The following is a 25,443-nucleotide window of genomic DNA, read 5'->3' on the forward strand; positions in this document are numbered from 1 at the left end:
ATGAACATAGGTAATTACGTCCACTCTTTGGACAAATCCGACACAAGCAAGTCATGCAGACGGTCCAGCAGCAGATCATGCGAATAGGCAGTATACATTGTATATAAATGCTGGCTCTCCAACAGTGAGTATACCTCCTGATTCCGAACCGCCCTTTTCGACTTCCATCTTGGGTCCCGATACCATTGATTCAAGGTCTGCCGGATGGCCGCTTTGGTTTGCTGCGAGCCGTCATTACGAAAGCTGGTCAAAAAAATGATATCTGGATCGTAATCGAAAATGTCCTCATAAGCTATCTCGCGGTACAGAGGAATGGAGCCCAAGCCCGAGGGCGGCTTAAGCCCCAAATCGTCATAAACCACCGCACCTACGTTGCGCTGACCAAACAGACAGAGTATACCGTTGCCGAGACCGATGATCAGGGCTGTTTTTCCATCGACATACGGCTTGATGCTTGTGCGAACACTCAGGGATTTTGCCTGGTACTTTTCAAGCCATAGCCCCGCCTCCTTGTCCTTCCCGGTTGCCGTGGCTATTTTACAAAACTGGGTACGCCAATCGTCATAGAAAGGAATGCTTATCGTTTGCGTGATATGCTCAAACATTTTTGCCTTGGCAGAGGTTTCCTCGTCATAGATATCGCATGTGAAAATGACATCGGGGTTCGCCGAGGCCAGCTTGTCCAGATCAGGTCGGAAATGACCAATTTCAATCGTATTATGTAACGCGATCGGATAATAGGAATTGACGATGGCAGCGTAAGGCTCAATTCCAAGCGCAAGCAAATGGCCGGTCAGATGGTGGTGAAGGGATACGATTTTATCCGCCTTTTTCATTTGCTTCACATACATGGACGGCGACATGCCCGTCATCATTCGGAATTTGCGGCTAAAATAAAATTCGTCCGCATAACCGATGCGCTGGGCGATCGTCCGAAACGAGTCCTTCGTTAATAATAGCTCTTGCTTTGCGTGGTTCAGCCTGACCGCCGATAAGTAAGACATCGGCGATTTTCCAAGCTGCCGCTTGAAGATTCTCGTGAAATAATCGCTGCTAAGACCTGCACGCTCTGCCAAATGCTCTCGGCTGATATTACGATGATAGTGACGATGAATGTATTCAACGGTTTGCTTGACCACTCGTTCATGTTCGGTATGAGGTTTTTCGGCTGCATTCTCCATGATCATTATTAGCAGCTCTAGAAACATATGCTGGGCCTTCAGCTGATCCACACGTTCCCCACTCCACTTGGTTCTGATATCCAGCACGGATTGGTACAACGACGGGAAAGGACCCACCTCAACCTCGATAACTCGGCTTAAGCTTACAGGCGCATAATGATAAGCTTGCGTTTCTTCCAGGATGACAAACTCCAATGCCAAACTGCCCATCAATTCGGACTTATCCTCAATCCAAAGACCTGCCGGCAGCAAGATGACCTTATGAGGGCCGACATGATAAGGCTTCCGCTCAATTGTTATCTTCTGCTTATCAGAGAACACAAGAAGCATAAGGTGATTGTTGTTATCAACTTTCATACCGGGCGTATCTTCCGGAGACCGTGCATGGACAAGCTTGTACAGATAGCCATGCATTTCCGTTAACTCCTCGAACATATCAACTTCCCCCTTTGTTATTGAGAAACATTCTCATTATATTTTATGGGTGAAGGTATGACTTATCAATGCCAAGTTTTTATCCTTGAAGTGAAGCATCGCTGAATTCACTGCAAGCCCACGGAACGAAAAAAAACCAACCGCTATACCGGGTTGGTTTTCCATCATAAAAGAGATTAACTATGAACCAGTGTTTTCAAACTTAAACCTAGCTTTTCCGAAGTTGAATCTTGAATTTCTTCAAAAAGAGCCGGATTCTTCGAAAGCGACATCCCGTAAGAAGGAATCATTTCCTTGATTTTCGGTTCCCATTCCTTCATCTGCTGCGGGAAGCATTTCTGCAATACCTCTAGCATCACGTGAACGGCCGTCGAAGCCCCGGGCGAAGCACCAAGCAGGGCTGCGACCGAGCCATCCGCCGCACTAACCACTTCGGTCCCGAATTGCAGCGTGCCCTTTCCGTTAGCCGTATCCTTAATGACTTGTACGCGTTGGCCCGCCACGACGATTTCCCAATCCTCGCTCTTCGCGTTCGGGATGAACTCGCGCAGCTCTTCCATGCGCTTCTCATTCGATAGCACCACCTGCTGGATCAGGTATCGGGTCAACGCCATTTCTTTAACCCCTGCCGCCAGCATCGTGAAGACGTTATTCGGTTTGACGGAACCGATCAAATCGAAATTCGAACCCGTTTTTAGGAACTTCGGCGAGAAGCCGGCAAACGGACCGAAGAGCAGTGCTTTTTGGTTATCGATGTATCTTGTGTCCAGATGGGGCACCGACATCGGAGGAGCGCCAACCTTGGCTTTTCCGTATACCTTGGCATGATGCTGCGCAACGACTTCTTGATTCTTGCAGACCATGAACAGTCCGCTTACCGGGAACCCTCCGATATGCTTGGATTCGGGAATGCCGGTTTTTTGCAATAAATGCAGGCTGCCGCCTCCGCCGCCGATAAAGACGAACTTGGCCGTATGGAACTCGGTTCTGCCGCTATCGATATCCAACACTTTTACTTTCCACGAGCCATCGGGAGTACGCTTGATATCCTTCACGCTGTGCTTGTAGTTGACCTCCACGTCTTTGTTCTTCAGATGCTCAAACAGCATGCGCGTTAAAGCGCCAAAGTTAATGTCCGTCCCGGAATCGATTTTGGTTGCCGCTAACGGTTCGTTCGATGTGCGCCCTTCCATAATAAGCGGAATCCATTCCTTCAGCTGCTCGGGATCCTCGGAATATTCCATTCCTTGAAAGAGAGGATGATTTGACAGCGCTTCAAAACGTTTTTTCAAAAAGGCCACGTCTTTTTCGCCCTGAACCAAACTCATATGAGGTATAGGCATGATAAAGTCCTGCGGATTGCGAATCAGATTGCTGCTTACCAGATAAGACCAGAACTGTCTTGAGACCTGGAACTGCTCGTTGATGTTGATCGCTTTGCTGATGTCTATAGATCCGTCAGGTTTTTCGGACGTATAGTTAAGCTCGCATAGTGCGGAATGGCCGGTCCCCGCATTATTCCATTCATTGGAGCTTTCTTCCCCCGCGCTTGCGAGTTTCTCGAACACTTTGATCTCCCAATCGGGCACTAGCTCCTTCAGTAAGGCTCCCAGTGTCGCGCTCATGACGCCGGCACCAATCAAGATTACGTCTGTTTTTTTGTCCATGTTGCTCATTATACCCTTCCTTATCCCATATATTTGAAAAAAGAGTAGGCGTCCCTGCTAAAAATGTCGATAAAAAGCAAGGCGTCTTCTGAAAACACACCTTTTCTGTGTCAATAATCACCATATTATAGTCTATTATAAATATTGATAGATTAAAATATCTACTATTATCTAATCATTATAAACGATTTCAAGTAGTTAACAAAGTGAGAAGATCCTCCACAATATCCAACGCCTCATAATCCGGCTAACGTCATAACAAAAAAAGCCGCGAGGATCGCGACTTTAAGCGGGTTTCGACATTATTTTCCCATGTTGCGGCTACTTCACGTTGCCGAGCAGCAGATTCGTCTGAATCTCCAATTGCTTTTCAAGCGAGATCAGGTCGCCTGCGGAGAGCTGGTTGATATCCAGCGTAAAGATGCGGTTGTTTTTGTATGCCGGAAGGGATTTCCACAGCGCGCTCTCCAATATCTCGTTGGCTCGCTCCCCGCCCCCGTCCGCATCGTAGACGGTCACGAACATGTAATCCGCGGCCATGTCCGGCAGCGATTCCAGCGAAATGTCCAAACCGGCGCCTCCGTTTACGACCTGCCCTTTCACGGCTTCAGGCGGCTGATAGCCGAGACCGGAATAGAGATTACGGGTTCCACGGCCAAATCTTTCTCCCACAACCCAGAAGTTTTTCGCCCAAATCTCGTAAACGCCAACGGTTTCTCCTTCCTTGACTACGCTGTTCAGTTTGATTCTGGCCTCAGCGAGCTTCTCCTCGTAATGCCGGATCACCTCCTCGGCTTCCTCCGATTTCCCGAGAAAATCGCCGAATTCCCGCAGCTCAGCATACAAATCCTTGGCTCCCCAAGGAATGACAATCGTCGGTGCGATTTTGGCGAATTGTTCATAATTCTTATCCGAAGGCCGAATAATAAGGTCGGGATCAAGGGACACGATTTTCTCAAGCGCCGCTTGATCATCGCCGATATCCTCGATTCCGTCCGTCAAATCCTGCAAAAAATATTGATTCAAGCTGGCTGTACCTGCCCCGACCGGCTTAACGCCCAAGGTCAACAAATGGCCCAGGTATTGCGTCGCAACGATTCGCTTCGGTTCCTTCGGAATCTCGATCTCTCCCATAACCGTTTCGAATTTGCGTGTTGCTTCTGTTTGTTGACCCGCTTGGTCCACCACCTTCTCGCTTTGCTGTCCAGAATCCCCGCATGCTCCCAATACGATGACCAAACTTCCGATCAGAGCCAGTTTCCAACCTTTAAGCCACTGCATCCATAAACCCTCCACCTATTGATAATGATTATCATTATTATAATAATAGGGAGAAGGCTCGTCTATTGCGCTCCGTTTGCGGTTCTATGGACATTTGTAAGAAGTTCGGTTTGGATGCTTAATTGCTGTTCTAACGCTAACGGGTCATTATGCTTAAACAGCTCCAGATCAAGTAAGAACACATTGCCGTTGCGAACGGCGGGCAGGCTCCTCCATTCCTTGCTGTTCATAACCCGTTTCGCATATGCTGCACCTCCACCCGCTTCCCACACGGTTACGAATATATAATCCGCCGCATGCGCGGCAAGCATATCCGGCGTTAATTCCAAGCCGATTCCTTCTCCCAGGACGTAATCAGTCAGCGGCTCCGGCGGCTGAAAGGAAAAGGTCCGGTATAAATTTCGAAGGCCTCTGCCATAGGCGATATTGACCGCCCATAACCGGTCCTGCCAAAACTCCAGTACAACTGCCGTCGCGTTATGAGTACTGATTCTGTTGGCGACTATCGAGGCTGCAGCTTCCTCTTTCGCCCGAAACGCAGAAATCCAGCTCTCCGCCTCCCGCTCGCGATTCAGCGCTCTGCCTAACCGGAGCAGCTCGTCTAAAGAGTCTTCCTGCCCCCATGGAATCGAGATCGTTGTTGCGAGCCGGGACAAAGGCTCGCTGTTGGGTCCGGATGTGACGATCAGATCAGGCTGCACGGAGGCAATCGCACGGTGCGATTTGGCATCTCCGATATCCGCTACATGCTTAAGCATTCCCCTGTAGGGGCGGGCGCGCAGCAGATTCGATGACGTTCCCACGGGCGTAAGTCCGAGCGCCAGCAGGTGGCCCAGGTATTGCAGTGCCACAATACGCTTTGGCCGCTGCATATAATCGCGTGGAGAGTGGCCGAAATGCTGCTTGAATTTCCGGCTTAAATACATGCCGTCTTGGTATCCGACCTCCCGTGCAATGCGGTCGAGATTGCGATCGTCGCCGTCAAGCAATGCCTCTCTGGCTTTCTCGAGTCGCAGCCGGGTTAAATACTCCGTGAAACCGGAGCCCGTTGCTTTTTTGAACGATACGGAAAAGTGCTCCGGCGTAAATCCAGCCCTCTTTGCCATGTCGTTGCGCGTTAAGGCTATGTGATAATGCTTCTCCATATATTCAACTGCAAGTCTCATACGCTCAAGCCAATCCTCTTCCCGATTCTTATCGTTCGTTGATCGCAGCAGCGCACTCAACAACTGTTTGAATACCGCGTCGATGCAAAGACGAGCTGCAAGTCCTCCGCCTCCTGCTTGATCTTGCATTCTTTGGCTTAGTTCTTGAATCAAGACAAGAGCTTCGTGCGTTGCGGCGAAGGGAAGCTTGCCGGTGTCCATCAGTGCAGACAAATTCTTGATGTATACCCTGTTGCACGTGGTGCTCTCCTTGAGATCCCATACTTCATAACGCAATTCGTAAACCTCCAGCGGCACCGGGGAAGACGGCGTCCGTTGAATGTCGACGATCGAACCCGGCGGACAATAACAGACAGCCTTCGCCTTCAGTCGGTGCTTTCCTCCGTTCAAATATAAGTCGCCGGAGCCTTTATGGATCAGGTATAGGGTATGCGTCTCCTTGAAACCCCCGACTGGCTCTTCGGCGTGACCTTGCTTTATGTACCGTACTCCCAACAGCGAATATTGCGTTTCTTCCATGCTGGCGCTCCTTCTGACGAACTCCTGTTTTAACCTATTATAATCTCATTGATAATCATTCTCAATAAAATAGTGTGTTCAGCTCTAGCTGAATTCTCTCTTATAACTGATGTGATCTGATGAAATCAGAAAAAATAAAAGCGCCATTTCCTTGTGGACTTGGCGCTTTTATGGATTTAGTGAGGGGCCATTTTGCCTGGCATTTGAGACTGGATCGGAGCCGTGGCGTAGCTATTCTGCATATACTGCATATCTTGCTGAGGCAGCTGCGGCACTTGATAGTAGCCGTGCTTGTTTTGATAAAGCGAAATTTCATACGCCATTTCGATGCAGTTGGGAAGGGAATCCGCAAGGACGCGGCGCACAACCGGATTCGTGGATTCCATCGCTGCATTCGTTTTCATGGTAGCGCCGGATTTCACGGCGTTCAGCATACTGAGCGCAACGGTTTCATCATTGATCTCGGCAGTGGACTGCATCGGTTTTTTCGGTTGTCCCGGTTTCATGCCGTAGATGAAGTCGTTCCCCTGCTTCATTTTATAGCTTTGCGTCGACTTGGATGGATCTTGTCCTGTTTTGAAGCATTCTAAGGTGATATTATATTCATCTGCCATAAATTGCTTCTGGCGCTGCAAGATATCCCGAAGCTCCGGATCCTGCACATGACCGCTCAGCATGGTATACGTGTTCATTGTGTTGATGGCTCCTGCCAGTACTTCGTGGACATCGAACATTTCATGACCGCCATGGTTCAATTGCGGTGGAATCATGCCGGTTTCCATGTTCTGATGATTTTGCTGTTGTTCGAATTGCATTCATGTACCTCCTATGGGTTTTTCGATTTTAAGCAGCTATAAATCCACGATGGTGGCGCTGCGAACGGATTGCATTTGCAGTCCAGGTTTATTGTTCATTACATGAATCAAAAGTATTCAGGCAGTCGACTTATTTCTGATCCATATCGTCAACAGCAGCATGAACGGCAGGGCAACCTGGAAAACCGGGGTTACATAAGTCACGACAATCTTCACACCTAGCCATATTTCGCCGGACCCAAAGCATATTCTCAGATACAATTACAGTTCTCGGGTTGGGGACTACTTTGTCCTATCCAAATATATCGAACCGATCGATGCCTGCCTCGTTACATATAGGCGAATGAGTGATTTTCTGAAGCCTCTGAACCGGAATCGGCGGGTTTTCTTCGCCAGCATCGTGATCATCCTGATCATCGAATTGGTCGTGATCAGCACGTAATTTCTATAGCAGGCAGCGAATAGAGCAATCCTTCAGAACGGACGGTAAGGGATCCGTTTACATGTACATGATGCGGTGTCCTTAGGCGCTTGTCTTATTTAGCCATTATCCATGCTGCCTTCATCGGGAAGCAGTTTCTTTAACAAAAATTCCTTACCTCAAATAAAAAATCAACCGTTTCACCTATCTGGAAACGGTCGACTCCCAAGACGCTTTTCAGTGTTGCCGATATATGACTTATGCCGAAGGATCGGTCTTCCCTTCGTCTTCAATCGCTACGATTTCACACAAGGTTCGCAGCCCCGTCGTATAACCCAATCGCCCTTGCGAATGATCCCAATAGTAGTAATCCCCGTGCATCCATATCAAATCATACGCTTCGCCCAGAGCCGCATGGCGGACAACGAAAGGTCGAACGTTGTTATGAGTCGAGTTTTCGGTGACTTGATTTATTTCGACGATCACCCCGTCATGCGCAATGACGCATTGATGAATTTCGAAGACCTCACCGTATGCACCCTGTACAGGGATTGACATGTACACGATGGAAGGGTTGTTATGATCCAATGTCATGCCCCCGGAATAGCATAATTCTCTTTGATCATTTTGGTGGAACCATCGTCCGCCATCCGCCAACGGTGTAATCCGCCAATCGGAGCCGGACCACTTAGCGTAACAATAATGGTGGCGGTCTTTATCCTCATTGATCCTAACAAACAAGATCACCGGGTATCCCTCTTTATCGACGGCAATATCCCAGTTCCAGTTGCGTATGCGCGGCTGGCGGTCGACCAAATGGGCCGGATCGGTTTCATTGTTATCCAGCTTCAGCGGCCCACGGTTCAGATCTGCGAGCTGATGTCCATCAGCCCCATGCAGCGTCAGGGTATTCACGTCCAAATACGAATAGTACAATGAATTCGGAATCATATTATCTGGATGCGTATAGGTATACGTCATCATGATTTTGTCTTTGCCGTTCGTTTCGTACTTGGCATACGGCCTTTTTCCGGTTTCTTGTTCAGAACACCTGGAATCCATGATCTGTTTCGGTTCCATGGCGCAAGTGACGTCGCCATCCGGATCCGGCAGCGTGTACCTAGCGACGGTCGGGTGCCAATTCATGCCCCGCCACAGCAGATAGAAATAACCGGGCTGATCCGTCATCACGAAGGGAGAAGGATAGGTGGTGTTCCCATATCCCGTGGTATCGATGATTTTTTCAGGCCCTAAGGTTTCTAGATCGTCAGGACGGGCTGTGACGCGATAATAAAAATATGGGGTTGTCGAGTGCTCGGCATAAAAAATCATCACCCGGCCGTCACGCAGTGCCAAAAACGTCGGATTGTTATGGTCATCCTGCTGGAAACCCTCCCGCACCCTCACTTGCTTGCGTTCTTGGGTCACATGATCATATTGAACCGCCTGGATGCTGCCCGCAACATCGATGTACCCGATGTATGTCTTGTCGCTGCCCGTAGCGGCATTGACATGTCGCAGCGCCCTCGGATCGGCAAACCAGCACCAGGCACCATCACCGGTAAGGGTTATAGGGATGCGTTCGATGCGTTCAGGTTCAGCATTAAGGTTTATATTGGAACTCGTCATTTGAGACCTCCTCGCTTCCTTGTCGGATCACTTGATTGCTTCATGATTATCCCCTATCGTTTCATGGCAGCGAATGCATCCAGCTGATTCTGCAGCTCCACCATGAATTTCGGGAATCCAGCTTCGTTCATCTGCTGCCTCGCAAACGCAAGATCAGCATCGATACCTTCGGACATGCCGACGGACAGCGGTACGATGTAATGCGATCTGACTGCCTCTATGGCTGCGAACTCCGCCGTTATCGGCACGAATCGAAGCGGAATCCCGCCCGCGGGCTCTCTCCGTTCTCTACGGCCCGTTTCGCGCCTTCCGAATGCAAATGCTCAACGATGGCCTGCCATTCTCCCGGATATTTTTCCATCGGACTCATGCTGCCGTCATACAATCCCGTCCAGCTGGTGGCGTTTCCCTGGGCAGCCAGAATCTCGCGGCGTGTTAGAAACGATCCATTCCGCTCGCTGCTCGCGCCCATCGTAATGCCCTTCAATTCGTAATGCCCTTCAATTGTACGACGGGCTGCCGAATGATGCTTGAGGTCCCTTCCTCGCGAGGATTCGTCGTGGAATCATTTGCAATTATGGTGCAATAACGGAGCATGTGTCCGCAAGGTAAACCATAATAAGCTCATTTCGGTTAAATAGCGTATCCTCTGTCCTCGTGATCTCTCAATATTCGTCCGCTATTACCAAAATAACACCAGGGATTAGCGTCGTATGTCCATTTCCCTCATTAGGACCAGAGCTATCGGTCCGGCTTCGTTCAACTTCATGGATTTGCGATAATAGAGGACCCTGGTTCCGCTATTTCTTTGGTTTATCTATTTTCACAGCCATATGCGGACAAGAGATCCGCTATTGCAGGATTTAGCGTGGAATCATTTGCGATTATAGTGCAATAACGGATCCTTGGTCCGCAAGGTCACCATAATGAGCCCATTTCGGCAAAATAGCGAATCCTCTGTCCCCATGGTCTCAATATAAGGCAACTCCAACTCGAAGCGGAGCCTCTTCTATTCGCAATGCCCACAACGTGCCGATTCCAGCCAGTCTCAACCGGATTCGAGAAGAAGGGAGGTACGCAAGTCCCCCCATGATGGCCGGGACATCGATGGTAACGGTTGCACCCGTCCCTGGTACCGAATGCAGGTGAATTCCGTCTGCTTCGTTGAAATCATACTCCAACCGCTTCCTAATATTATGCAGCCCAAGCCGCTCCCCCGGTACCGCCCAGAACGGGAGACTTCCTCCCCTACTCCCGGACCGTCGTCGCATACGGTCAGCCGCAACTTCAGCTGCGGACGCTGTATTTTATTAGAATCCGCCCTTCCGCTCAGGACAGACGGACGACAATCGCTCCGCAAATTCAATGCCGTTCAGCTTGGGCATCCGAACATCGGTAATGACAATATCTGGTCGATGGGCCGCTGCCAGCTGGAGCGCTGCGAGCCGTCTTCTGCCTGAAGAAATTCTTGTATGCCCAGCCGCTTCCATTCGATCGCCTCAACGTGGCCCTCCCTTGTGTAAACGTCGTCATCGGCAATCAGCACTTTCATCAAATGGCCCCTCCCCTGCATTCATAAGTTCCACAGATTCTTAAAGACAACGCTTTCAATTTATCGAGCGGCCTCCATACTTCCTGTCTTCTTGTCCGTATTTTATATCAATGCGTCTACCTTTAGCTACTATATTAACGGCTTCGAATCCATCATTTTCGCATCATTTTTTCCTAGAACGGTTAGATAAGGATAAAAATAGCTGCCTTTCAGCAGCTCATCATTGACTCATTTAAGGTTGGCCTTAGTGAACACGATTACTTCCGACAGGCGGCCTCCGCCAGCTCGGTGAGCCACTGCGCCCTCTCCCCTTCGGCTTTGGCGGCTATCTTCTTCAGCTTGTCCGTACCGCCCCAGATCAAATATACGATATGCTCCACCTGGTAATACGGGAGGCCACGAACTTGATCGAGCAGCAGCCTGACGTTGAGATCGTGTTCCATGTCCGATGGGATCTTCAGTTTCATCGAATCGGTGCAGTGCAGCATGCACTTTATCAAGGTTGGAATGGTTTCTGTACGAACACCATGCCGCTCAGTAAAAGCTGCCGTGAAATGGTTTTGAACGGATTGGTGTTCGTCATCGACTTTGCCCATGTATTCTTCCACCAACGGGAAATACGTTTGATCCTTCAATCCGAGGCCAAAGACGGCATAGCTTCCCGGCATGCAGTTTTTTTCCCCTTCCGTATCCGCATACCATTCAAACGGCTCCATCGCTGCTTTGGCATACTCCTCCATGAAGGGATACAAATCCGAGTATTCCAAGGCGTTGGCGAAGAACCGATGCGTCCCCGACTTAGCCAATCCTTTGATCGGCAGCCACTGCTTGACCGAGGATTTCAGTTTGATTTGATAGCTTTTCGGGAATCCCAAGCTGAAGAGGCGTGTCAGAAACCGGAGCGCGCGAGCGTAACTCTCCCCCGTTTCCTGCTTAATGGCTATGGAGACCTCGGCAAACACATCGTTGGCCGTGCAGTCCACCATTTCGTCACGCAAATAGACGTCTTCCTTGGCGAAGGTCCCGCTTCCTTCCTTAGTCAATCGTTTGGCCCGTTCGCTCCCCAGTTCCTTAGCGCAATTCAACATAGCCAATCCTGTGCTTCTGCTATAAGAGGGCTCGTATTTCAGAATCAGGATGGCGGCGTAGATCAGCAGTTCGATTGGACCCTGCTCGGTATTTTCCAAATGAATGTCGATTTTTTTCTTGTATTCCGGCTGCCATTGCGTCCCGATATTATCGAAATAACGCGGCAGCCAACGCTGCTCCGCCCAATTCCGTAAAGCCGTAATCAGATTAGATCGATGCTCTGCGAGATGTTGGTTCCCTTTGTTCAATTGCTGAACCCGCTCAAAAACGGCAATGATCCATGCGGGATCCGCGTCAGGAAACAGTTCCTCGTCCAGGACGTGCCTAGACAGGAAAAACGTCTCCAAAGGTTTCGTCGGATAGGTTCCCGCTTCTAGCTTATTGGCAATATAGGTTGCGATTCGTTCCCGTAATAACTTCTTCTTTGTCTCATCTGCATATGTAAGAATGCAAAGGTTCAGGTCGCCTTCACGCACTCGAAATTTGCCATTAAACGTAAACTGATAATCGATTAACGAGCTCGGCATCTCGTCCAATTTATGCTGCATATAAGTGGATAGCTCAGGAACGATGTGCTCTAGCACATGTTTTTCGGTCAACGTCTCACCAAGTGTCCCCCTGTCTACCGGCATCGATAAGTCCAGATCATGATCCGCCATGCTCACCCTACCCTTGTCATATTCGAGCAGCGCATAGTCGTGAATCCCGATCTGCAGCGAAGTACGCTTTACGATGTCCTCCGCGTTTTTATCGCTGATATAGGCCATCCATTTGTCGATCTCCAGTTTCATTTCACTCAAAAGTGTTTCCAGTGTCTGATCCATGTTCCGCTATGCTCCTTTATATCATTTCGTATTGTTCCTCATCTACCCTTACACTCTACATAATCATGACTTAAACCTCCATTAGCTGCCCCTTCATGGATTTAAGCCCATACAAATTTTCGAACCTGCGAGCCCAACACCCCATCCGCTACCAAAGCCCTCAAGATCTACTGGTAAAAAGCCGCGATGTCGCGGCTCCTTTGCTCGCGCTAAAACATCGTCACGCTGAATGCTGCGATGATTAAAGATCTGGTCGAAGCCGTATTTACCCATCAGGTTAAGCTGCTGACCAGCCTATCGATCCACGCCAATTCGCCTTGAACCTGGGAGACCGAATACCGTAGAACCTCGTCCCGGAACAACTCGTCCCCGCCTTCATCCAGTCTTCTCTCGATATCTGACAGCAGCTCTTCCAAGTCCTTCTTTCTTCGATGTAAAATCCGATTCCGGTCCTCCTTCGAAATGCGATCGAACAGGGACACTCTAACCATGAACTCGATTTGATGTTTTGCATCTTTTTCGGTGAATGCGTTAATGAGGTTTGCGATTTGTTCCCTCCCTGCTTCTGTAATTTCATATACATACTGATTCGGTCTGCCTACCTGCTCATTTCGATGTTTACGAACCAATCCCTCTTCCGTAAATTTTCGCAATGTCGGGTATAACATATTGTGATTCACGTCCATCAAATAACCGAGATCTTTCTGTATTTCTTTTTTTATTTCATACCCGTGTTTCGGGGATTTATCGATTTGGATCAGAATGAGAAGTTCAAGATACATGTCGTTCAGGCCTTTCGTCGACGGATTTGACAAAACCGCTGCAGATTTATCAGCACACTACTAGCGTATATGTTTAACCAAAATCCGACAAGGAAGAATATAAACAGAACTTTGGACATGGGTCATTGGAAACTATGACCAAATACAACTATATGTTAAATTAACATATGTTATATTACACTATCATTGGAGGGAATGTAATGAATCATGAGATCATCTCCTTAGAGGAAATCACGCAATTCCGTTCACCGATCGAAGAATTCAATCCTTATGAATGGTACAAACACAAATTGCAGCATGAGCCCATCGTTTATAATGAGGCGACCCAAACCTGGAACGTCTTCCGGTACGATGACGTCAAGAGGGTTCTCAAGGATCATCAATATTTCTCTAGTGTAAGAACACGGACGATGATCAGTGTTGGCGCCGATAATGACGAAGGCCAGAAAATGAGCAAGATTAACCTGCAATCCGACCCCCCGGAACACCAAAAAAGCCGTGCCCTGATATCCGCCGCTTTCACCCCTCGCAGCTTGAAGCTCTGGGAGCCGCGCATTCAAGAGATTGCAGACCAGCTTCTGCAGGAAATGGGTGAAGCCCATGTCATTGACATCGTCCAACATTATGCCAGTGCGCTGCCAACCATCGTCATAGCGGATCTGCTCGGAGTTCCTTCCGAAGACCGGTTATTATTCAAGGAGTGGGTAAACCATCTGTTCCTTCCCCTGCCCAAAAACCATTCGGAAGATGTGCAAGAACTGAAACGTCATGCGGCCAAGGAATATTACAACTATCTCTATCCTCATATCGTCCAAAAAAGAGCCAATCTCGCGGACGATATCATCTCCGACCTCATTCAAGCCGAGGTGGACGGGGATCGGTTATCGGACGATGAGATCGTCCGAACGACGATGTTTATCCTGGGTGCAGGCATTGAAACGACGACTCATCTGCTAGCCAATACGTTTTATTCCTTCTTATATGACAACAATCAAATTTACGGGGAAATCCAGGATAACCGCGAGCTCCTTCCCAATGCCATCGAGGAAATGCTCCGCTATCGGTTTAACATTGCAAAAATGGATCGAACCGTCAAACAGGACAATCATGTACTCGGCGTAGATATGAAACGAGGGGATCTCGTCGTCGCTTGGATGAGTGCTGCCAATATGGATGAAGAGGTATTTGAGGATCCCTTCACCTTGAACATCCACCGTACCAATAACAAAAAACATTTAACCTTTGGGAATGGCGCTCACTTCTGCCTGGGTGCTCCGCTGGCACGGCTGGAAGCAAATATTGCGATAAGCAGGTTCATGGATTTCTTCTCGCGCATTGAACCCGTTCCTGAATTTAAACTGGAAGACAACCTGAGTCCTTCTGCGGCAGGACAAATGTTGACTCAGCTTCCTATCCGTGTTCATCGGTAAGGCTGACCTGTCTCTTTTCATTTGGTACATCAAAAAAAGCCCTGCACAGCAGGGCTTATAATATCGGGAGACCCTGCTTGTTTCTGAAATGACAGGGGCTCTCACTTATTAGGAAATCATTCTATTGTTTTTACCTCTTGGGTTCATACCAGTAACCGGGCCGCCCGTTGTTTAAACGCATGAGCGCTTCCAGGAAGAAATAATCGCCCCAGATGACAAAATCGTCCGGCGCAATTCCCCCTCTGACAAAATACGAACCATGCCGCAAAAAGCCTTCTTCGTCCGGATTACCCTTCGTAAAATATCCCTGTACCATGGAATCCATGGAACGCCGAACAGCATCAAGGAGAAATTCCCTGAGGGATCAGCGCTTGACAGCTGGTCGGTGATTTCCAGCATCCCGCAAGCGGCAATGGCAGAGGCAGAGCTGTCTCTAGGCGTACGTGCCGATGGCGGAACGTCGAAATCCCAATAGGCAACATGATCATCCGGAAGGCGGTCGATGAAATATCGCGCCATTCGAATCGCCGTGTCCAAATATTGCGGTTCTTCGAAATAACGGTAGGCCAGCGCAAATCCATAAATGCCCCATGCCTGCCCCCGCGTCCACGTCGAGCCATCCTGAAATCCTTGATGGGTACCTCCGCGCACGGCATCCCCCGATTCGGGATCAAAATAAAAGGTATGATAGGATGAGGCATCGCCGCGAACCAGGAACTTTAGGCTTTTGTCAGCATGAATGCGAGCGGCTTCGGCGTATGCCGATCTCCCGGTCTGTTCGGTTGCCCAGCACAACAAAGGCAAATTCATCAAGCAGTCGATGATGATCCGGCCGCCGTTTTGGGGGTCATGTTCAGGGCCCCATGCCTGGATAAACTGAAGCGTGGGCCTCCATCGTCTCATGAGCGCATCAGCCGCCTGTAGAGCCGTGATCTTGGCCGCTTCGTCCCGTTCAACCATCCATTGCGCCAGGGCGGATAAAGAATACAAGAAACCGATATCGTGATGATCCAGATTGTTATGCTCCGCTAACCTTGCTTGAAATGAATGCGTGCATCGGACTGCAGCTTCACGGATATAGGAATCCTGACCGTACTCGCAGCTCAGCCACAGGATTCCCGGCCAAAATCCTTCCGTCCAATCCGTATGATCCACCAGTTGGTAATTGCCGTTTCCGTTTCCGACATGCGGAAACCGATCTTCAAACCGGGCGATATTCGCTTTGGTCGTCTGCAAGGTTTGTTCTATGATAGCGTTCCAGTCCATCTTGCCCTCCCGTAACTTATTCATTTGGTGCGGCTCCATCCAAACAGAGCCCGTCCTTCCATTCTCACCGCTATTTCGGCTCGACTTCGTCCAGGGTCATGCGGTATTCCAGATCTTTCATGTACGATCCATCCGCGTGCAGAAAGACCAGACCGAAGTCCATATTCCCCCCGTTTCCATGGAGAATCGCGATCAGCCGGTTAAGGCCGCTCTTCAGGGCAAGCTCAAGCTCTGGCTCCGGGATAAACTCGCCGTTCAAAAAAATGGCGTACGGAACATCCGATTGGATTCTCATGTATCCCTTGCGGAACCGTTCGGCTCCATCAGGCACCTGTACGAAACAGCTCAAGAACCATGGCTCATACGTAGCATGGGCGATCTGCATCTTTCCGTCCTCGGACCTCCGCTCTTTTTTCTGCATCCAGCCGTACAGGCCTTCTCCCAAATTATTCAGCGAATATTCGGGATCGGTATAATACGTCTTCATGGCTTCGAAATCGACGTAGGGCGGGCAAGACAGCGCCATAACCGCTTCCACGGCCCATGCGCCGTCAGCCTTCCCGCTCACCAGTAAGCAGTCATCGAAGGCAGCGCCGAGATTGGCGAGCAGACGAGTGTACAATCGCAGCGCTTTCTCACTGTCAAGATCAGTCAGAAGCTGCGAACAGAGAATGGAACCTGCCCCTATCCTCTCTCCAACGAGAAAAGCACCGGGTCGGCTATGGAGGACGCGCATATGGCTTCCGCCCATGAAGACGACCGCCGAATCGCGCCCGTTCTCCAGGATCAGCTCCGAGAAATCGATATGGGATGCATCCAATGCATTGATCATCGGCGTCTTCAGCATCGTCACTTCAATGGAAGGATTCGCGGTCATGAATTCGGCGTTCGGCAGAAAATAGAGCTTTCCGGCCTGGCGGTCGATGTAATACTCGCCGGGCATGTCGATCTCCTCCAGCAGGTTTTGCGCGAAATGGAAATCCGGGTACCAATTTTTGAAAATCCCGCTCATTTCCCCGTAACGGAGCGTGATGCTCTTGGCCTCGGTGTCAATGGAAGCGATTTTGTTGTAGGACCATTCCCAACTGTAGCCGAAAATGCCATCCAGCCAGATGTCGTCCGCCTGTGTCCAGTATTGCGGTCTGTCATACGTATACGTAAAGGTCCCGCCTCTTGTATGGACCTCCCCGTTCGGATCTTTCCGCGTCGGTCCGGGATCGAGGATTTCGTCCATTTGGACGGTTCCCTCGTTCGGCCAGCGTGCCAGCGTCATCCCTTGCCCGCCCACGTACAACTCCATCGGCGGCACCTTGCTCAAATCGTTGGCCAAGTAATAACCGTGCCGGCTCATCTTGCCGTAATCGGTAATGCCGAGGGCGGCCAGATCGGCGACCAGCACTTCGTTTCTTGCTTCTTCCCTAATAATGCGGTTCAGTACGGCAGGATCGGCTACCGGAACGAATGCGGATTTCTCCAGCTGCTTAGAACCGGACAAGATGACCGTTTCGCCCGGATAGGCCGTATAGGTTACCGGCTTGCCCGCTTCCCCCGAATCCTGCAAACCCAGCTCAAAGCTGGCTACGCGCTCGTACCGGCCTTCCCGAAGATAAACCGTGACGCCGCCCCGAGGCAGCCCTTTCTGCGCTTTCAAAGCCCGAATGGCGTCACGCGCTTTTTCCAACGTTCGAAACGGTTTGTTGATCGTCCCTTTGTTCGAGTCATTTCCGTCCAAGGCTACGTAAAAAGCCGTCCCGTGCGGATTTCCATAAGCCGACGCCGTCCCGGCGGCCGGCAGAAATGGATACAGCGCGAACAACAGGCTTGCCGCCAGTGCCGCAAGCACAAGCTTCTTCATAAATCGCTCCCCTTCCTCCATCGTGGAATTCGGTCAGCTCTGTCTGCGCCGTGCGCAGTGTCGTCAAAGCCCACCCGGGCAGCAGGTTTCTCCCGTTTCGTCTCCATCCGTCTATAAGCTTACGGGCCGATTATTTCAAGCCCTTATCTTTCAGGAATTGCTCGAACTGACGCGTCACCTCCTCCACGTATTTATCTTCGCCCGCCTCCTTCAGCTTGCCGTAAAGAACGGGCCAGGTCTCCTCGAAATCGAGCGTGCCGGTCACGAGTCCGCGTTTGTACTCGCCCCATACGGCATTCAGGTTCGCGATTTCCGTGCTGACCGGCTCGGAATTGAACTTGAAGGCGCCGACCGGATTGATTTCAGAGCTTTCGTTGATTTTTTTCGTTTCCTCCCATATGTTCTCCGGTTGGCCTTCCTTCAGGTAGGAATTGAAGACGCTGCCGAAGACCCAATCCATGTTCGGACGGTACCTGGAATCCGGCATCGCTTTGATATACTCCCCGCTCAGCTTCTCGTAATGAACGCCCTCTAAGCCGTTGATCATCAGGTTGTAGAGCTCCTTGTCGGTGTTGATCAGATTGAGCAGCATCATGGCCCGTTCCGGATTCGGCGAAGTGCGGCTGATCGACTGGTTTGTCGTTGCCGAATAACCGTTGGAGAACCAATCGCTGAGCGGGATGATGATGACATCGTTGCCGCCGTTCTTTGGCTTGACCTCCGCCTCGACTCCCGGCTTCAGCGTGACGTCAAACTCGACCGCGATCTGGCCCTTGGATTGGTAGTCGGTCATTTTTTCCGTGGCCGCGTCCTTGTGGATGTACCCGGCTTTATACCATTTGCTGGCCAGGCGGAAATTGTCCAGCTCCTCCTCCGGATAGCGATGCAACGTGTAGGACGGATCATCGGTCTTAATGTAGAAATGATCGTCAAGCCCCGGAACGACCCAATATTGATCGTCATGCGCCTGCGGGTTGACAAACGAGCTGCCGAACAGGCCGAGCGGAATGATGCCCGGCTCGTTCTGCTTGATTTGCTCAAGGAACGGCTCGATATCCGCTATCGTTTTGATCGTGGAAGGATCCAAGCCGTATTTGTCGGCAAACCGCTTCTGCACGATAAAGCCGTATCTCGACCCGTTGATTTGCTGATTCGGGATGCCGTAAATTTCCCCGTCCACCGAGAGGCCATCCCACATCACCTGAGGGACGTCCGACTTCAGCTGCGGCGCGTACTCATCCAAGAGCCCGTTCAGCGGTTGAATAGCCCCTTTCCGTACAAGCTCTTCCGGTTTCAGCATGTAACCGGTCCAGAGAATGTCGAACTTCTCGCCTGCCGCCAGTACGGTGTTCATCTTCTGCACGTAATCCCCGATTGCAACGGGCATCAGCTTGACGGTGGCGTTAAGCTTCTCCTTCACGATTTTGTTGATTTCCTCTTCGACCTTCTTCTGGTCCGGCTGCAGCTGCAGCAGCGGATAATACCAAGTCAGCTCTGTGGGCTCAAGCCCGCTAGCGCCGCTCGCCTCCGGTGTAGATCCTTGCGTGCCGGTCGTTCCGCTGCCCGAATCGCTCTTCCCGCCGCTGCCTCCGCAGCCGGCAAGCGCGGATATGGCGATCATGATGACCGCGAGAAATCCGAATAATCTTTTTTTCATGACATGACCTCCTGAATATTTATTGGTTGATGTATGTTAACCCTTAAGGGAGCCAACCGTAAGCCCTTTCACGAAAAACCGCTGGAAGAACGGGAAGATGATCAGCATAGGCCCGCCCGCCAGCACCGCGATCGCCATTCTTGCCGAGTTGTTCGGGAAGCTGGATAAATCGATGCCCAGCTGCTGCGAAAATTCCGAATTGGAGGTTATGAACTCAATGCTGCCCAGCGTTCGCACAAGCAGCAGCTGCAGCGGCACCTTGTCGGGATCGTCGATATACAGCATCGCGTTGAACCATTCGTTCCAGTACGTGAACGAGATAAGCAAACCCAGCGTGGCCAAGGCCGGCGTGGATAGCGGCAATATAATCCGGAAAAAGATGCGCAGCTCCCTTGCCCCGTCGATTTTGGCGGATTCCACGATTTCAAGCGGAATTTTGGACATGAATCCCTTCATGACCATGATGTTGAAGGGCGAGAGCAGAACCGGCAGGATGAGTGCAAGCAAGCTGTCCTTTAAATGCAGGTATTGGGTGATGAGGATATAGGAAGGGACGAGCCCGCCGCTGAACAGCATCGTGAAAAACACGTAAAACGTCGTTACCCTGTTGTAGCGGTAATCCGGTCTCGAGATGACGTATGCGGTCATCGCGGTGAGCAGAAGGCCTGCCAGCGCTCCAATGACGGTCACCGTGATCGTGACCCCGTATGCCCGCAACAAAATGTCGGGTGCGTCGAGAAGATAGCGATAAGCCTCCAGGCTGAACGTTTCTGGAAAAAACTGATAGCCTTTGTCGGTAAGCGACGCTTCGTCCGTCAGCGAGACCGCGACAACGAGCAGAAAAGGCAGGACGATGGCCAGCGATAGCAGGATGAACAGCAGATGGATCAACATTTTGGATAGTTCGAATTTCTTCGGCATCGGATATCCTCCTTCTTACCACAGGGAATGCTCTGGATTGATTCTGCGCACGATCCCGTTCGCCGCCAGCACGAGCACGAAACCGACAACCGACTGATAGAAGCCTGTGGCGGCCGACATGCTGACATTACCGATCTCGCGAAGTGCGCGGTACACGTACGTATCGATAATATCCGTGGACCCGTACAGGAAGCCGGAGTTGTTCGGAATGAAATAATGCAGTCCGAAGTCGCCGCGGAACATGTTGCCGATGGACAAAATCAGCAGAATGATGACCAGCGGAGCCAACAGCGGAATGGTAATTTTCATGGCCATCTGCCATTTCGTCGCACCGTCGATTCGGGCGGCCTCGTAATACTCGCTGTTAATGCCGATAACGCCCGCAAAATAAATAAGCGTGTTGAAGCCGACTGCCTTCCATAAATGAACAAGAATGAGAATGGCCGGCCATGCCTCGGCCGTCTGGTACCAACTGATCGGATCCATGCCGAACATTTGCAAGGTGCGGTTAATGAAACCGTCGGAATGGTTCAGGAAGGCATATGCCACGTATCCGACCAGCACCCAGGATAGAAAGTGGGGCAGAAACAGCGCGGTCTGATAAAATTTGCTCGATTTCGCCCTGAGCTCGTTCATCAGAATGGCCAACAGCAGCGCAGCGGCCGTGGTAGCTGCAATGTAAGCGGCATTATACAGCACCGTATTGCGCGTGATCCGCCAAGCCGTATCGGTCGAGAACAAATAACGGAAGTTTTCCAGACCTACCCATTCGCTGCCGAATATGCCGAGATCGTAGCGGTAATGCTTGAAGGCGATGATCAGTCCCACCAATGGAATATAGGCAAAGATCAGCTTGTACAGAATCCCCGGCAGGGATAAGAGAAACAGCTCGCGGTTGTTTCGAAAATGGCGAAGCTCCCTGCGAAGCGCCGATTTTTTTGGGCGAGTGCCGGCTGGTGCTGAATCCGGGTCGGGCCCGGTTCCCGATCGGTTCGCCGGTTCCGCGCCCACAGAGCCCGATAGTGTTATCTTTTTCAACATAGCGAAAACCCCTTCCTCTCCTTGTGCACTTCTTGCCTGCGTTCCAGGCTTTGCACGTTTAACGATAGCTCAAGCGCGGTCCATTCCGTTACTGTACAATTTCAGGATTGCTGTACAGGCGGACTGTAGGGATTTTGGAATGCTATACAGCCGGCTGTATAGATCCAAGATTGCTGCACTTGGAGAATTTTAGGGCCTTGCCTGCGCTAAGGGACTACCCTTCTCCCCTATCATCGATGCTTTGCCCAAGGTGCAAGAGACGGCACTGTTCAGTTACGCGTTGATCCAACTGCTCGATGGGGGCTCGCAGCATAAACGCTTGTCTTGTATCGAATCTGACGGTTCGCTCGTATCCGAATGGATGCCATAGTCGAAGCACGGCATGGCAAAAACCCGCAACGGCAACACTCGCCTGCGGGTCTGATGGAACCTGTGCGATTTAAGTACTGCGCTCGATGGCGCACTTTAGGCGGTACTCTTTCGGGGTCGTTCCATACCGGCGCTTGAATAGCCGATAGAAATAGCTTTCATTGCCGAAGCCGACCTTCTCCATGATTTCGGCCACGGTCAATTGCTGCTGCTCCAGATACTGCTGGGCGCGGGCAAGCCGAGTCGCGTTGATCTGGTCGACTACCGTCGCACCTTCCTGCGCCTTGAACACTTGCCCCAAATAGACGGAACTCATCTTCAGCATATCGGCGATCTTCTGTATGTTGAGGTCCGGATCGGCATAATGCTTGTCGATCATTTCCTTGACGGTATCCGCAAGCAGACGGTTTTTATCCTCGCGTCCGCTCCTGCGCTGCTCGAACACCTCCCGCACGACGTCCAGGAGCACGCACTCGATCTCGTCCAGCGTCTCTTTTTCGAGAATGCGGCGGTTGATCGCCTGCAGATTGACCGACACCGGGTTCAAGTTGTTATTATTCATTTCGCCAAGCGTATGGCTCAGCGTCATGGTCAAATGCAGCAGCGCCGAAAACATGCCGTCAAAGCTAAACTCGGCAAGATGCGCCCTCCAGCTCCGAATCGCTTGCTCCGTCTCTTCCGGATTGCCGCCCTTTAAGCCCTCCGTCAGCCGGCGTTCCAGTTCCTTCGGAATGGTAAGCGATTCGTTCCGCTCGTTCCTGCGGATCATCTCCGGCCGGATCACGGCGCCCTTGCCGAATATCATGCGATAGTTGGAATGCCGCTGCGCCAGATTGTAATGTTTCGTAAGCTGGCGATAATCCTCAAAGGTATCGCTTAGCGTTACGGTGAACGTAATCCGATAGAAGCGGAGAATGGTTTGCTGAAGTTCACGGAAATGTTCGTGCAAGGACTCGAGGTGACCGAAATCGCCCCCGACAACAAAAACGAGATGGCCGCTCTTCATATCCGCGGCCTCGCAGGATCCGCCATGGCGCAGCAGCTCCTGGCCGATATTCGCGATGGCGAAGGAATAGAGCTCTTCCGCCCGGGGAACCGGCTGCAGAACCTGGCTTTGCAGGTCGTCGAGCTGCACAAACGCAAGTCGAAGCGGCGACGGATGCGCGATATCGATCCCGTACTGCTCCTTCATCCGCATAAACGCTGCTTCGTCCATGCTGTCGCTTGTGCCGATCAAGCTCCGCAGATGATATAACTTGGCGATATTCCATTGCGTGGCCCGCTCCTGTTCCAATCCTCTGAGCTTGCCGATCATTTCCGTTACGTTCTCCGTGATCAGGGACAGCTCATCCTTGGCTTTGGCGTCTCCACGTCCATCGTAGGGCACCAGCGTAAGCAGGCGTCCTACCGGTTTGTATAGCCGGAGCGAAATCAGTACGGACAGAAGCAAAGCCAGCATAGCCACGGACAATGTCACGGCCATTTCCGTCCACCGCATCTGGCGGACGCTGCCCAGCACATCGTCATAGTCTTGAAGGCTGATGATCTGCCAGTCGTTTAGGCCTTTGCTCAAGTAGGTAACTTTATATTTCTTATCGCCTTGTTGTTGATGGATGAAGGAGTCCGGTGTAAGGTTTGCCGAGCCCATCCGTCCGAGTAAATCTCTCTTGATGTCCAGCCCGGGCGGTAGCTTGCGGTCGCCCGCCATCAGCACTTGACCATCGCCATCCGTAACGAACAGGACATCGTTTTCCCGTTCGGCGACCCGATTAAGCGCTTTCACATTATCCAGCATCCACCCCGGCTTCACGGTTAAGATGAGCGCGTTCCGATTGACGGAACCGAGGCTCGGCCCATCATATATGAAAAATGCGAACACGTCGATGCCTTCGTTCTCCCCGTCGAGATCGAGCGGAATGAGCTGCAGCTTCGGCAGGTCGGCACGAGCGTCCATGTAATCTTCCAGTGCGCCGTAAAGGACGCGCGTATCCATATCATGGCTCAGCGACGAGAAAAAGCGGCCTTGTTTGCCGTTGTAAAAAACGGCGGCGTGCAAGTACGGGGAAGCAGCAACCGTGCGGTTCAAACGTTCAATCTTCAGGATGCTCTGCTTATAATCCGCCCCGGATTTCAGTGCGATGAGCTCTTCGTCGTTATACAGCGATACCGCCAAATCCTTCACGATCCCGTTCATGTTCTCGATGTTGTAGTTGATTTGGGTGAGCAGCTTGACGTCGGCTTCATGCTGGAGGCTCAACACTTTGTCACGGGCGGCGGCGTTCAGAAAGAGGGAGGCTATGGCGAGCATGGCGACGACGAGCATAAAGCTCAGGATAATCCGCTGCAAATATTTGCGAGAGCGGAGGGTTTGCAGCAAGTTCATAGGACCACTCTCCTGCAAGTTTAGGTGGCTTTACTATAAGCCGCCGGGATTTTCATTGTCAATCTGCATTTTCGAATATTACCCTGTACGGGATACGCACTGACCGTATCTCTGGGTATTGCCGTATTATCAGGGCTGCTCAGGTGACCCGCCCATCGCCATCCCCCTTCTGCCGAAGCATTTGCCGATAAGCACCTGGCGTCATGCCAACCTTGGCGGTAAATAGGCGCGTCATGTAGTTCGAATCGCGGATTCCCACGCGTTCCGCGATCTCGGAAATGCCAAGCACCGTGCCGCCAAGCAGTTTCTTGGCCTCCTCCAGGCGCAGGTGCAACACGTACTGCAGGGGCGTTTTGCCGATATGCCTCTTCATGCATCTGGCGATATAACTCGCTTGGAAGTGGAGCTTTTCCTCCAGCGCGGCCCGTTCAAACGGCTCCTTCCAATGTTCGTTTAAATAGGCTGCGGCAGCCTGGGCCAGCCGGACGGAAGGCTCCGGCTCGGACGTCCGGGCGCAGGCAGCCTGCAGCGCGGCAAACAGCTCGGTCAGCAAAAGGTGGAGCTGGAGCGCATTTTCCCCGTTCAGTCTATTGTGGGTATCGTTCAATCCGCGCAGCATCGGCTCCACGGTTTGCACTTCGAAGGGCGCAAACTTCGGCAAGTACATGCGCTGCTGCGGAGAAGGCTCAACGTCTTCGACCGTGCCCTTGGACAGCAGGTTCGACCAGGGGATATCTTCCCGCCGGATATGAACAGGCGGATGTCCATGGATGAAATGCACCCAATAAATCTCCGTATGCTCCGAGCAGGCTCGGTGCCCTACATGCGGCAGTCCCGCTTCCAGCACCAGCAGCTTTCCCGCGCCGACCTCATACTCCGTCTGTTCTTCGGTCATATAGAACGTTCCTTTCGTAACCAGAAGCAGGTCATAAACGCCGAAGGTGCGGGCGAAATGCCTGTCTCCCGGCTTCCATACGGCATGTCCGGCCGTAACGAATTGCGGCAGCGGCGGTATGGCGAATTCTAAGCACAGCACGACCATCCCCTCCTTTTCGCAAGTTCATTTTGTGCTAATCAAAGTCTATATTATCACTGGTTGCCCGCATGAAAAAGAGGTACATTTAATCACGAGAAACCGCTCTCATATAGCGACTAAGGAG

At 51.2% G+C, this 25,443-nt stretch carries 20 protein-coding genes and 1 pseudogene; 2 read left to right on the plus strand and 19 right to left on the minus strand.

Features of this window, described 5'->3' with window-relative positions; all coding sequences use genetic code 11:
- Positions 1–14: 14 nt before the first annotated feature.
- The 12 genes from BMX45_RS27590 to BMX45_RS27640 all read right to left on the minus strand — a co-directional run bounded on the left by BMX45_RS27590 (position 15) and on the right by BMX45_RS27640 (position 13,361).
- Complete coding sequence (locus BMX45_RS27590) at positions 15–1,616, minus strand: helix-turn-helix domain-containing protein (protein WP_090913587.1); 1,602 nt, start codon at positions 1,614–1,616, stop codon at positions 15–17.
- A 176-nt stretch (positions 1,617–1,792) separates the two neighbouring features.
- Positions 1,793–3,292, minus strand: a complete 1,500-nt coding sequence (locus tag BMX45_RS27595) for a malate:quinone oxidoreductase (protein WP_090913589.1) — start codon at positions 3,290–3,292, stop codon at positions 1,793–1,795.
- 312 nt (positions 3,293–3,604) lie between these two features.
- Positions 3,605–4,564 carry an ABC transporter substrate-binding protein gene (locus tag BMX45_RS27600; RefSeq protein WP_090913591.1) on the minus strand — a complete coding sequence of 320 codons (960 nt, stop codon included), beginning with the start codon at positions 4,562–4,564 and terminating at the stop codon, positions 3,605–3,607.
- Positions 4,565–4,626: 62 nt separating this feature from the next.
- A complete protein-coding gene (locus BMX45_RS27605) occupies positions 4,627–6,249 on the minus strand; it encodes a helix-turn-helix domain-containing protein (protein WP_090913593.1) in 1,623 nt (540 codons plus the stop codon).
- A 176-nt stretch (positions 6,250–6,425) separates the two neighbouring features.
- Positions 6,426–7,064, minus strand: a complete 639-nt coding sequence (locus BMX45_RS27610; protein WP_009592027.1) for a spore coat protein — start codon at positions 7,062–7,064, stop codon at positions 6,426–6,428.
- Between the two features lie 679 nt (positions 7,065–7,743).
- Positions 7,744–9,114 carry a BNR repeat-containing protein gene (locus BMX45_RS27615; RefSeq protein WP_090913594.1) on the minus strand — a complete coding sequence of 457 codons (1,371 nt, stop codon included), beginning with the start codon at positions 9,112–9,114 and terminating at the stop codon, positions 7,744–7,746.
- A gap of 53 nt (positions 9,115–9,167) precedes the next feature.
- Entirely contained in the window at positions 9,168–9,362 is a 195-nt protein-coding gene (locus BMX45_RS27620) for a DUF3502 domain-containing protein (RefSeq protein WP_090913596.1), read from the minus strand.
- On the minus strand, positions 9,353–9,586 hold the full coding sequence (locus tag BMX45_RS27625) for a hypothetical protein (RefSeq protein WP_175495220.1): 234 nt from the start codon (positions 9,584–9,586) through the stop codon (positions 9,353–9,355). Before BMX45_RS27625 ends, BMX45_RS27620 begins: the two co-directional genes overlap by 10 nt.
- Before the next feature lie 499 nt (positions 9,587–10,085).
- Positions 10,086–10,295 carry a hypothetical protein gene (locus tag BMX45_RS31505; protein ID WP_175495221.1) on the minus strand — a complete coding sequence of 70 codons (210 nt, stop codon included), beginning with the start codon at positions 10,293–10,295 and terminating at the stop codon, positions 10,086–10,088.
- Positions 10,296–10,424: 129 nt separating this feature from the next.
- Complete coding sequence (locus BMX45_RS32290; protein WP_090913600.1) at positions 10,425–10,604, minus strand: response regulator; 180 nt, start codon at positions 10,602–10,604, stop codon at positions 10,425–10,427.
- A 319-nt stretch (positions 10,605–10,923) separates the two neighbouring features.
- The gene (locus BMX45_RS27635; protein WP_090913602.1) at positions 10,924–12,579 is read right to left on the minus strand and encodes a DUF6138 family protein; all 1,656 of its coding nucleotides are present in this window, start codon (positions 12,577–12,579) and stop codon (positions 10,924–10,926) included.
- A 272-nt stretch (positions 12,580–12,851) separates the two neighbouring features.
- Positions 12,852–13,361, minus strand: a complete 510-nt coding sequence (locus BMX45_RS27640; protein ID WP_090913604.1) for a PadR family transcriptional regulator — start codon at positions 13,359–13,361, stop codon at positions 12,852–12,854.
- 200 nt (positions 13,362–13,561) lie between these two features.
- On the opposite strand from BMX45_RS27640, the gene BMX45_RS27645 reads away from it, so the two are divergent.
- Positions 13,562–14,791, plus strand: coding sequence for a cytochrome P450 (locus BMX45_RS27645; RefSeq protein ID WP_090913606.1), 1,230 nt, complete (start codon positions 13,562–13,564; stop codon positions 14,789–14,791).
- Between the two features lie 130 nt (positions 14,792–14,921).
- Here BMX45_RS27645 and BMX45_RS27650 read toward each other — a convergent pair.
- The 5 genes and pseudogenes from BMX45_RS27650 to BMX45_RS27675 form a co-directional block, all read right to left on the minus strand.
- Positions 14,922–16,057 (minus strand): annotated as a pseudogene (locus BMX45_RS27650) (glycoside hydrolase family 88 protein).
- A 70-nt stretch (positions 16,058–16,127) separates the two neighbouring features.
- Positions 16,128–17,912 carry a hypothetical protein gene (locus tag BMX45_RS32015; RefSeq protein WP_254778315.1) on the minus strand — a complete coding sequence of 595 codons (1,785 nt, stop codon included), beginning with the start codon at positions 17,910–17,912 and terminating at the stop codon, positions 16,128–16,130.
- A gap of 130 nt (positions 17,913–18,042) precedes the next feature.
- Positions 18,043–19,569 carry an ABC transporter substrate-binding protein gene (locus BMX45_RS27665; RefSeq protein ID WP_090913609.1) on the minus strand — a complete coding sequence of 509 codons (1,527 nt, stop codon included), beginning with the start codon at positions 19,567–19,569 and terminating at the stop codon, positions 18,043–18,045.
- A 36-nt stretch (positions 19,570–19,605) separates the two neighbouring features.
- Positions 19,606–20,490, minus strand: coding sequence for a carbohydrate ABC transporter permease (locus tag BMX45_RS27670; protein WP_090913611.1), 885 nt, complete (start codon positions 20,488–20,490; stop codon positions 19,606–19,608).
- Positions 20,491–20,505: 15 nt separating this feature from the next.
- Positions 20,506–21,531: an ABC transporter permease gene (locus tag BMX45_RS27675; protein WP_090913613.1), complete on the minus strand. Its 1,026-nt coding sequence runs from the start codon at positions 21,529–21,531 to the stop codon at positions 20,506–20,508.
- A gap of 241 nt (positions 21,532–21,772) precedes the next feature.
- Between BMX45_RS27675 and BMX45_RS32170 the strand changes: the two genes are divergently transcribed.
- On the plus strand, positions 21,773–21,901 hold the full coding sequence (locus BMX45_RS32170; RefSeq protein WP_302847932.1) for a hypothetical protein: 129 nt from the start codon (positions 21,773–21,775) through the stop codon (positions 21,899–21,901).
- 69 nt (positions 21,902–21,970) lie between these two features.
- Here BMX45_RS32170 and BMX45_RS27680 read toward each other — a convergent pair whose 3' ends face one another.
- Both BMX45_RS27680 and BMX45_RS27685 read right to left on the minus strand, forming a co-directional pair.
- The gene (locus tag BMX45_RS27680) at positions 21,971–24,283 is read right to left on the minus strand and encodes a helix-turn-helix domain-containing protein (protein ID WP_090913615.1); all 2,313 of its coding nucleotides are present in this window, start codon (positions 24,281–24,283) and stop codon (positions 21,971–21,973) included.
- 139 nt (positions 24,284–24,422) lie between these two features.
- On the minus strand, positions 24,423–25,319 hold the full coding sequence (locus BMX45_RS27685) for a helix-turn-helix transcriptional regulator (protein ID WP_090913663.1): 897 nt from the start codon (positions 25,317–25,319) through the stop codon (positions 24,423–24,425).
- Between the last annotated feature and the right edge of the window lie 124 nt (positions 25,320–25,443).

The organism is Paenibacillus sp. cl141a (assembly GCF_900109305.1).
Lineage (GTDB): Bacteria > Bacillota > Bacilli > Paenibacillales > Paenibacillaceae > Paenibacillus_AQ > Paenibacillus_AQ lautus_A.

Bases quoted from the DNA above. Each gene is read 5' to 3' on its own strand.
- BMX45_RS27590 (WP_090913587.1), bottom strand. From the start codon at position 1,616: ATGTTCGAGGAGTTAACGGAAATGCATGGCTATCTGTACAAGCTTGTC.
- BMX45_RS27595 (WP_090913589.1), bottom strand. From the start codon at position 3,292: ATGAGCAACATGGACAAAAAAACAGACGTAATCTTGATTGGTGCCGGC.
- BMX45_RS27600 (WP_090913591.1), bottom strand. From the start codon at position 4,564: ATGCAGTGGCTTAAAGGTTGGAAACTGGCTCTGATCGGAAGTTTGGTC.
- BMX45_RS27605 (WP_090913593.1), bottom strand. From the start codon at position 6,249: ATGGAAGAAACGCAATATTCGCTGTTGGGAGTACGGTACATAAAGCAA.
- BMX45_RS27610 (WP_009592027.1), bottom strand. From the start codon at position 7,064: ATGCAATTCGAACAACAGCAAAATCATCAGAACATGGAAACCGGCATG.
- BMX45_RS27615 (WP_090913594.1), bottom strand. From the start codon at position 9,114: ATGACGAGTTCCAATATAAACCTTAATGCTGAACCTGAACGCATCGAA.
- BMX45_RS27625 (WP_175495220.1), bottom strand. From the start codon at position 9,586: ATGGGCGCGAGCAGCGAGCGGAATGGATCGTTTCTAACACGCCGCGAG.
- BMX45_RS32290 (WP_090913600.1), bottom strand. From the start codon at position 10,604: ATGGAAGCGGCTGGGCATACAAGAATTTCTTCAGGCAGAAGACGGCTC.
- BMX45_RS27635 (WP_090913602.1), bottom strand. From the start codon at position 12,579: ATGGATCAGACACTGGAAACACTTTTGAGTGAAATGAAACTGGAGATC.
- BMX45_RS27640 (WP_090913604.1), bottom strand. From the start codon at position 13,361: ATGTATCTTGAACTTCTCATTCTGATCCAAATCGATAAATCCCCGAAA.
- BMX45_RS27645 (WP_090913606.1), top strand. From the start codon at position 13,562: ATGAATCATGAGATCATCTCCTTAGAGGAAATCACGCAATTCCGTTCA.
- BMX45_RS32015 (WP_254778315.1), bottom strand. From the start codon at position 17,912: ATGAAGAAGCTTGTGCTTGCGGCACTGGCGGCAAGCCTGTTGTTCGCG.
- BMX45_RS27665 (WP_090913609.1), bottom strand. From the start codon at position 19,569: ATGAAAAAAAGATTATTCGGATTTCTCGCGGTCATCATGATCGCCATA.
- BMX45_RS27670 (WP_090913611.1), bottom strand. From the start codon at position 20,490: ATGCCGAAGAAATTCGAACTATCCAAAATGTTGATCCATCTGCTGTTC.
- BMX45_RS27675 (WP_090913613.1), bottom strand. From the start codon at position 21,531: ATGTTGAAAAAGATAACACTATCGGGCTCTGTGGGCGCGGAACCGGCG.
- BMX45_RS27680 (WP_090913615.1), bottom strand. From the start codon at position 24,283: ATGAACTTGCTGCAAACCCTCCGCTCTCGCAAATATTTGCAGCGGATT.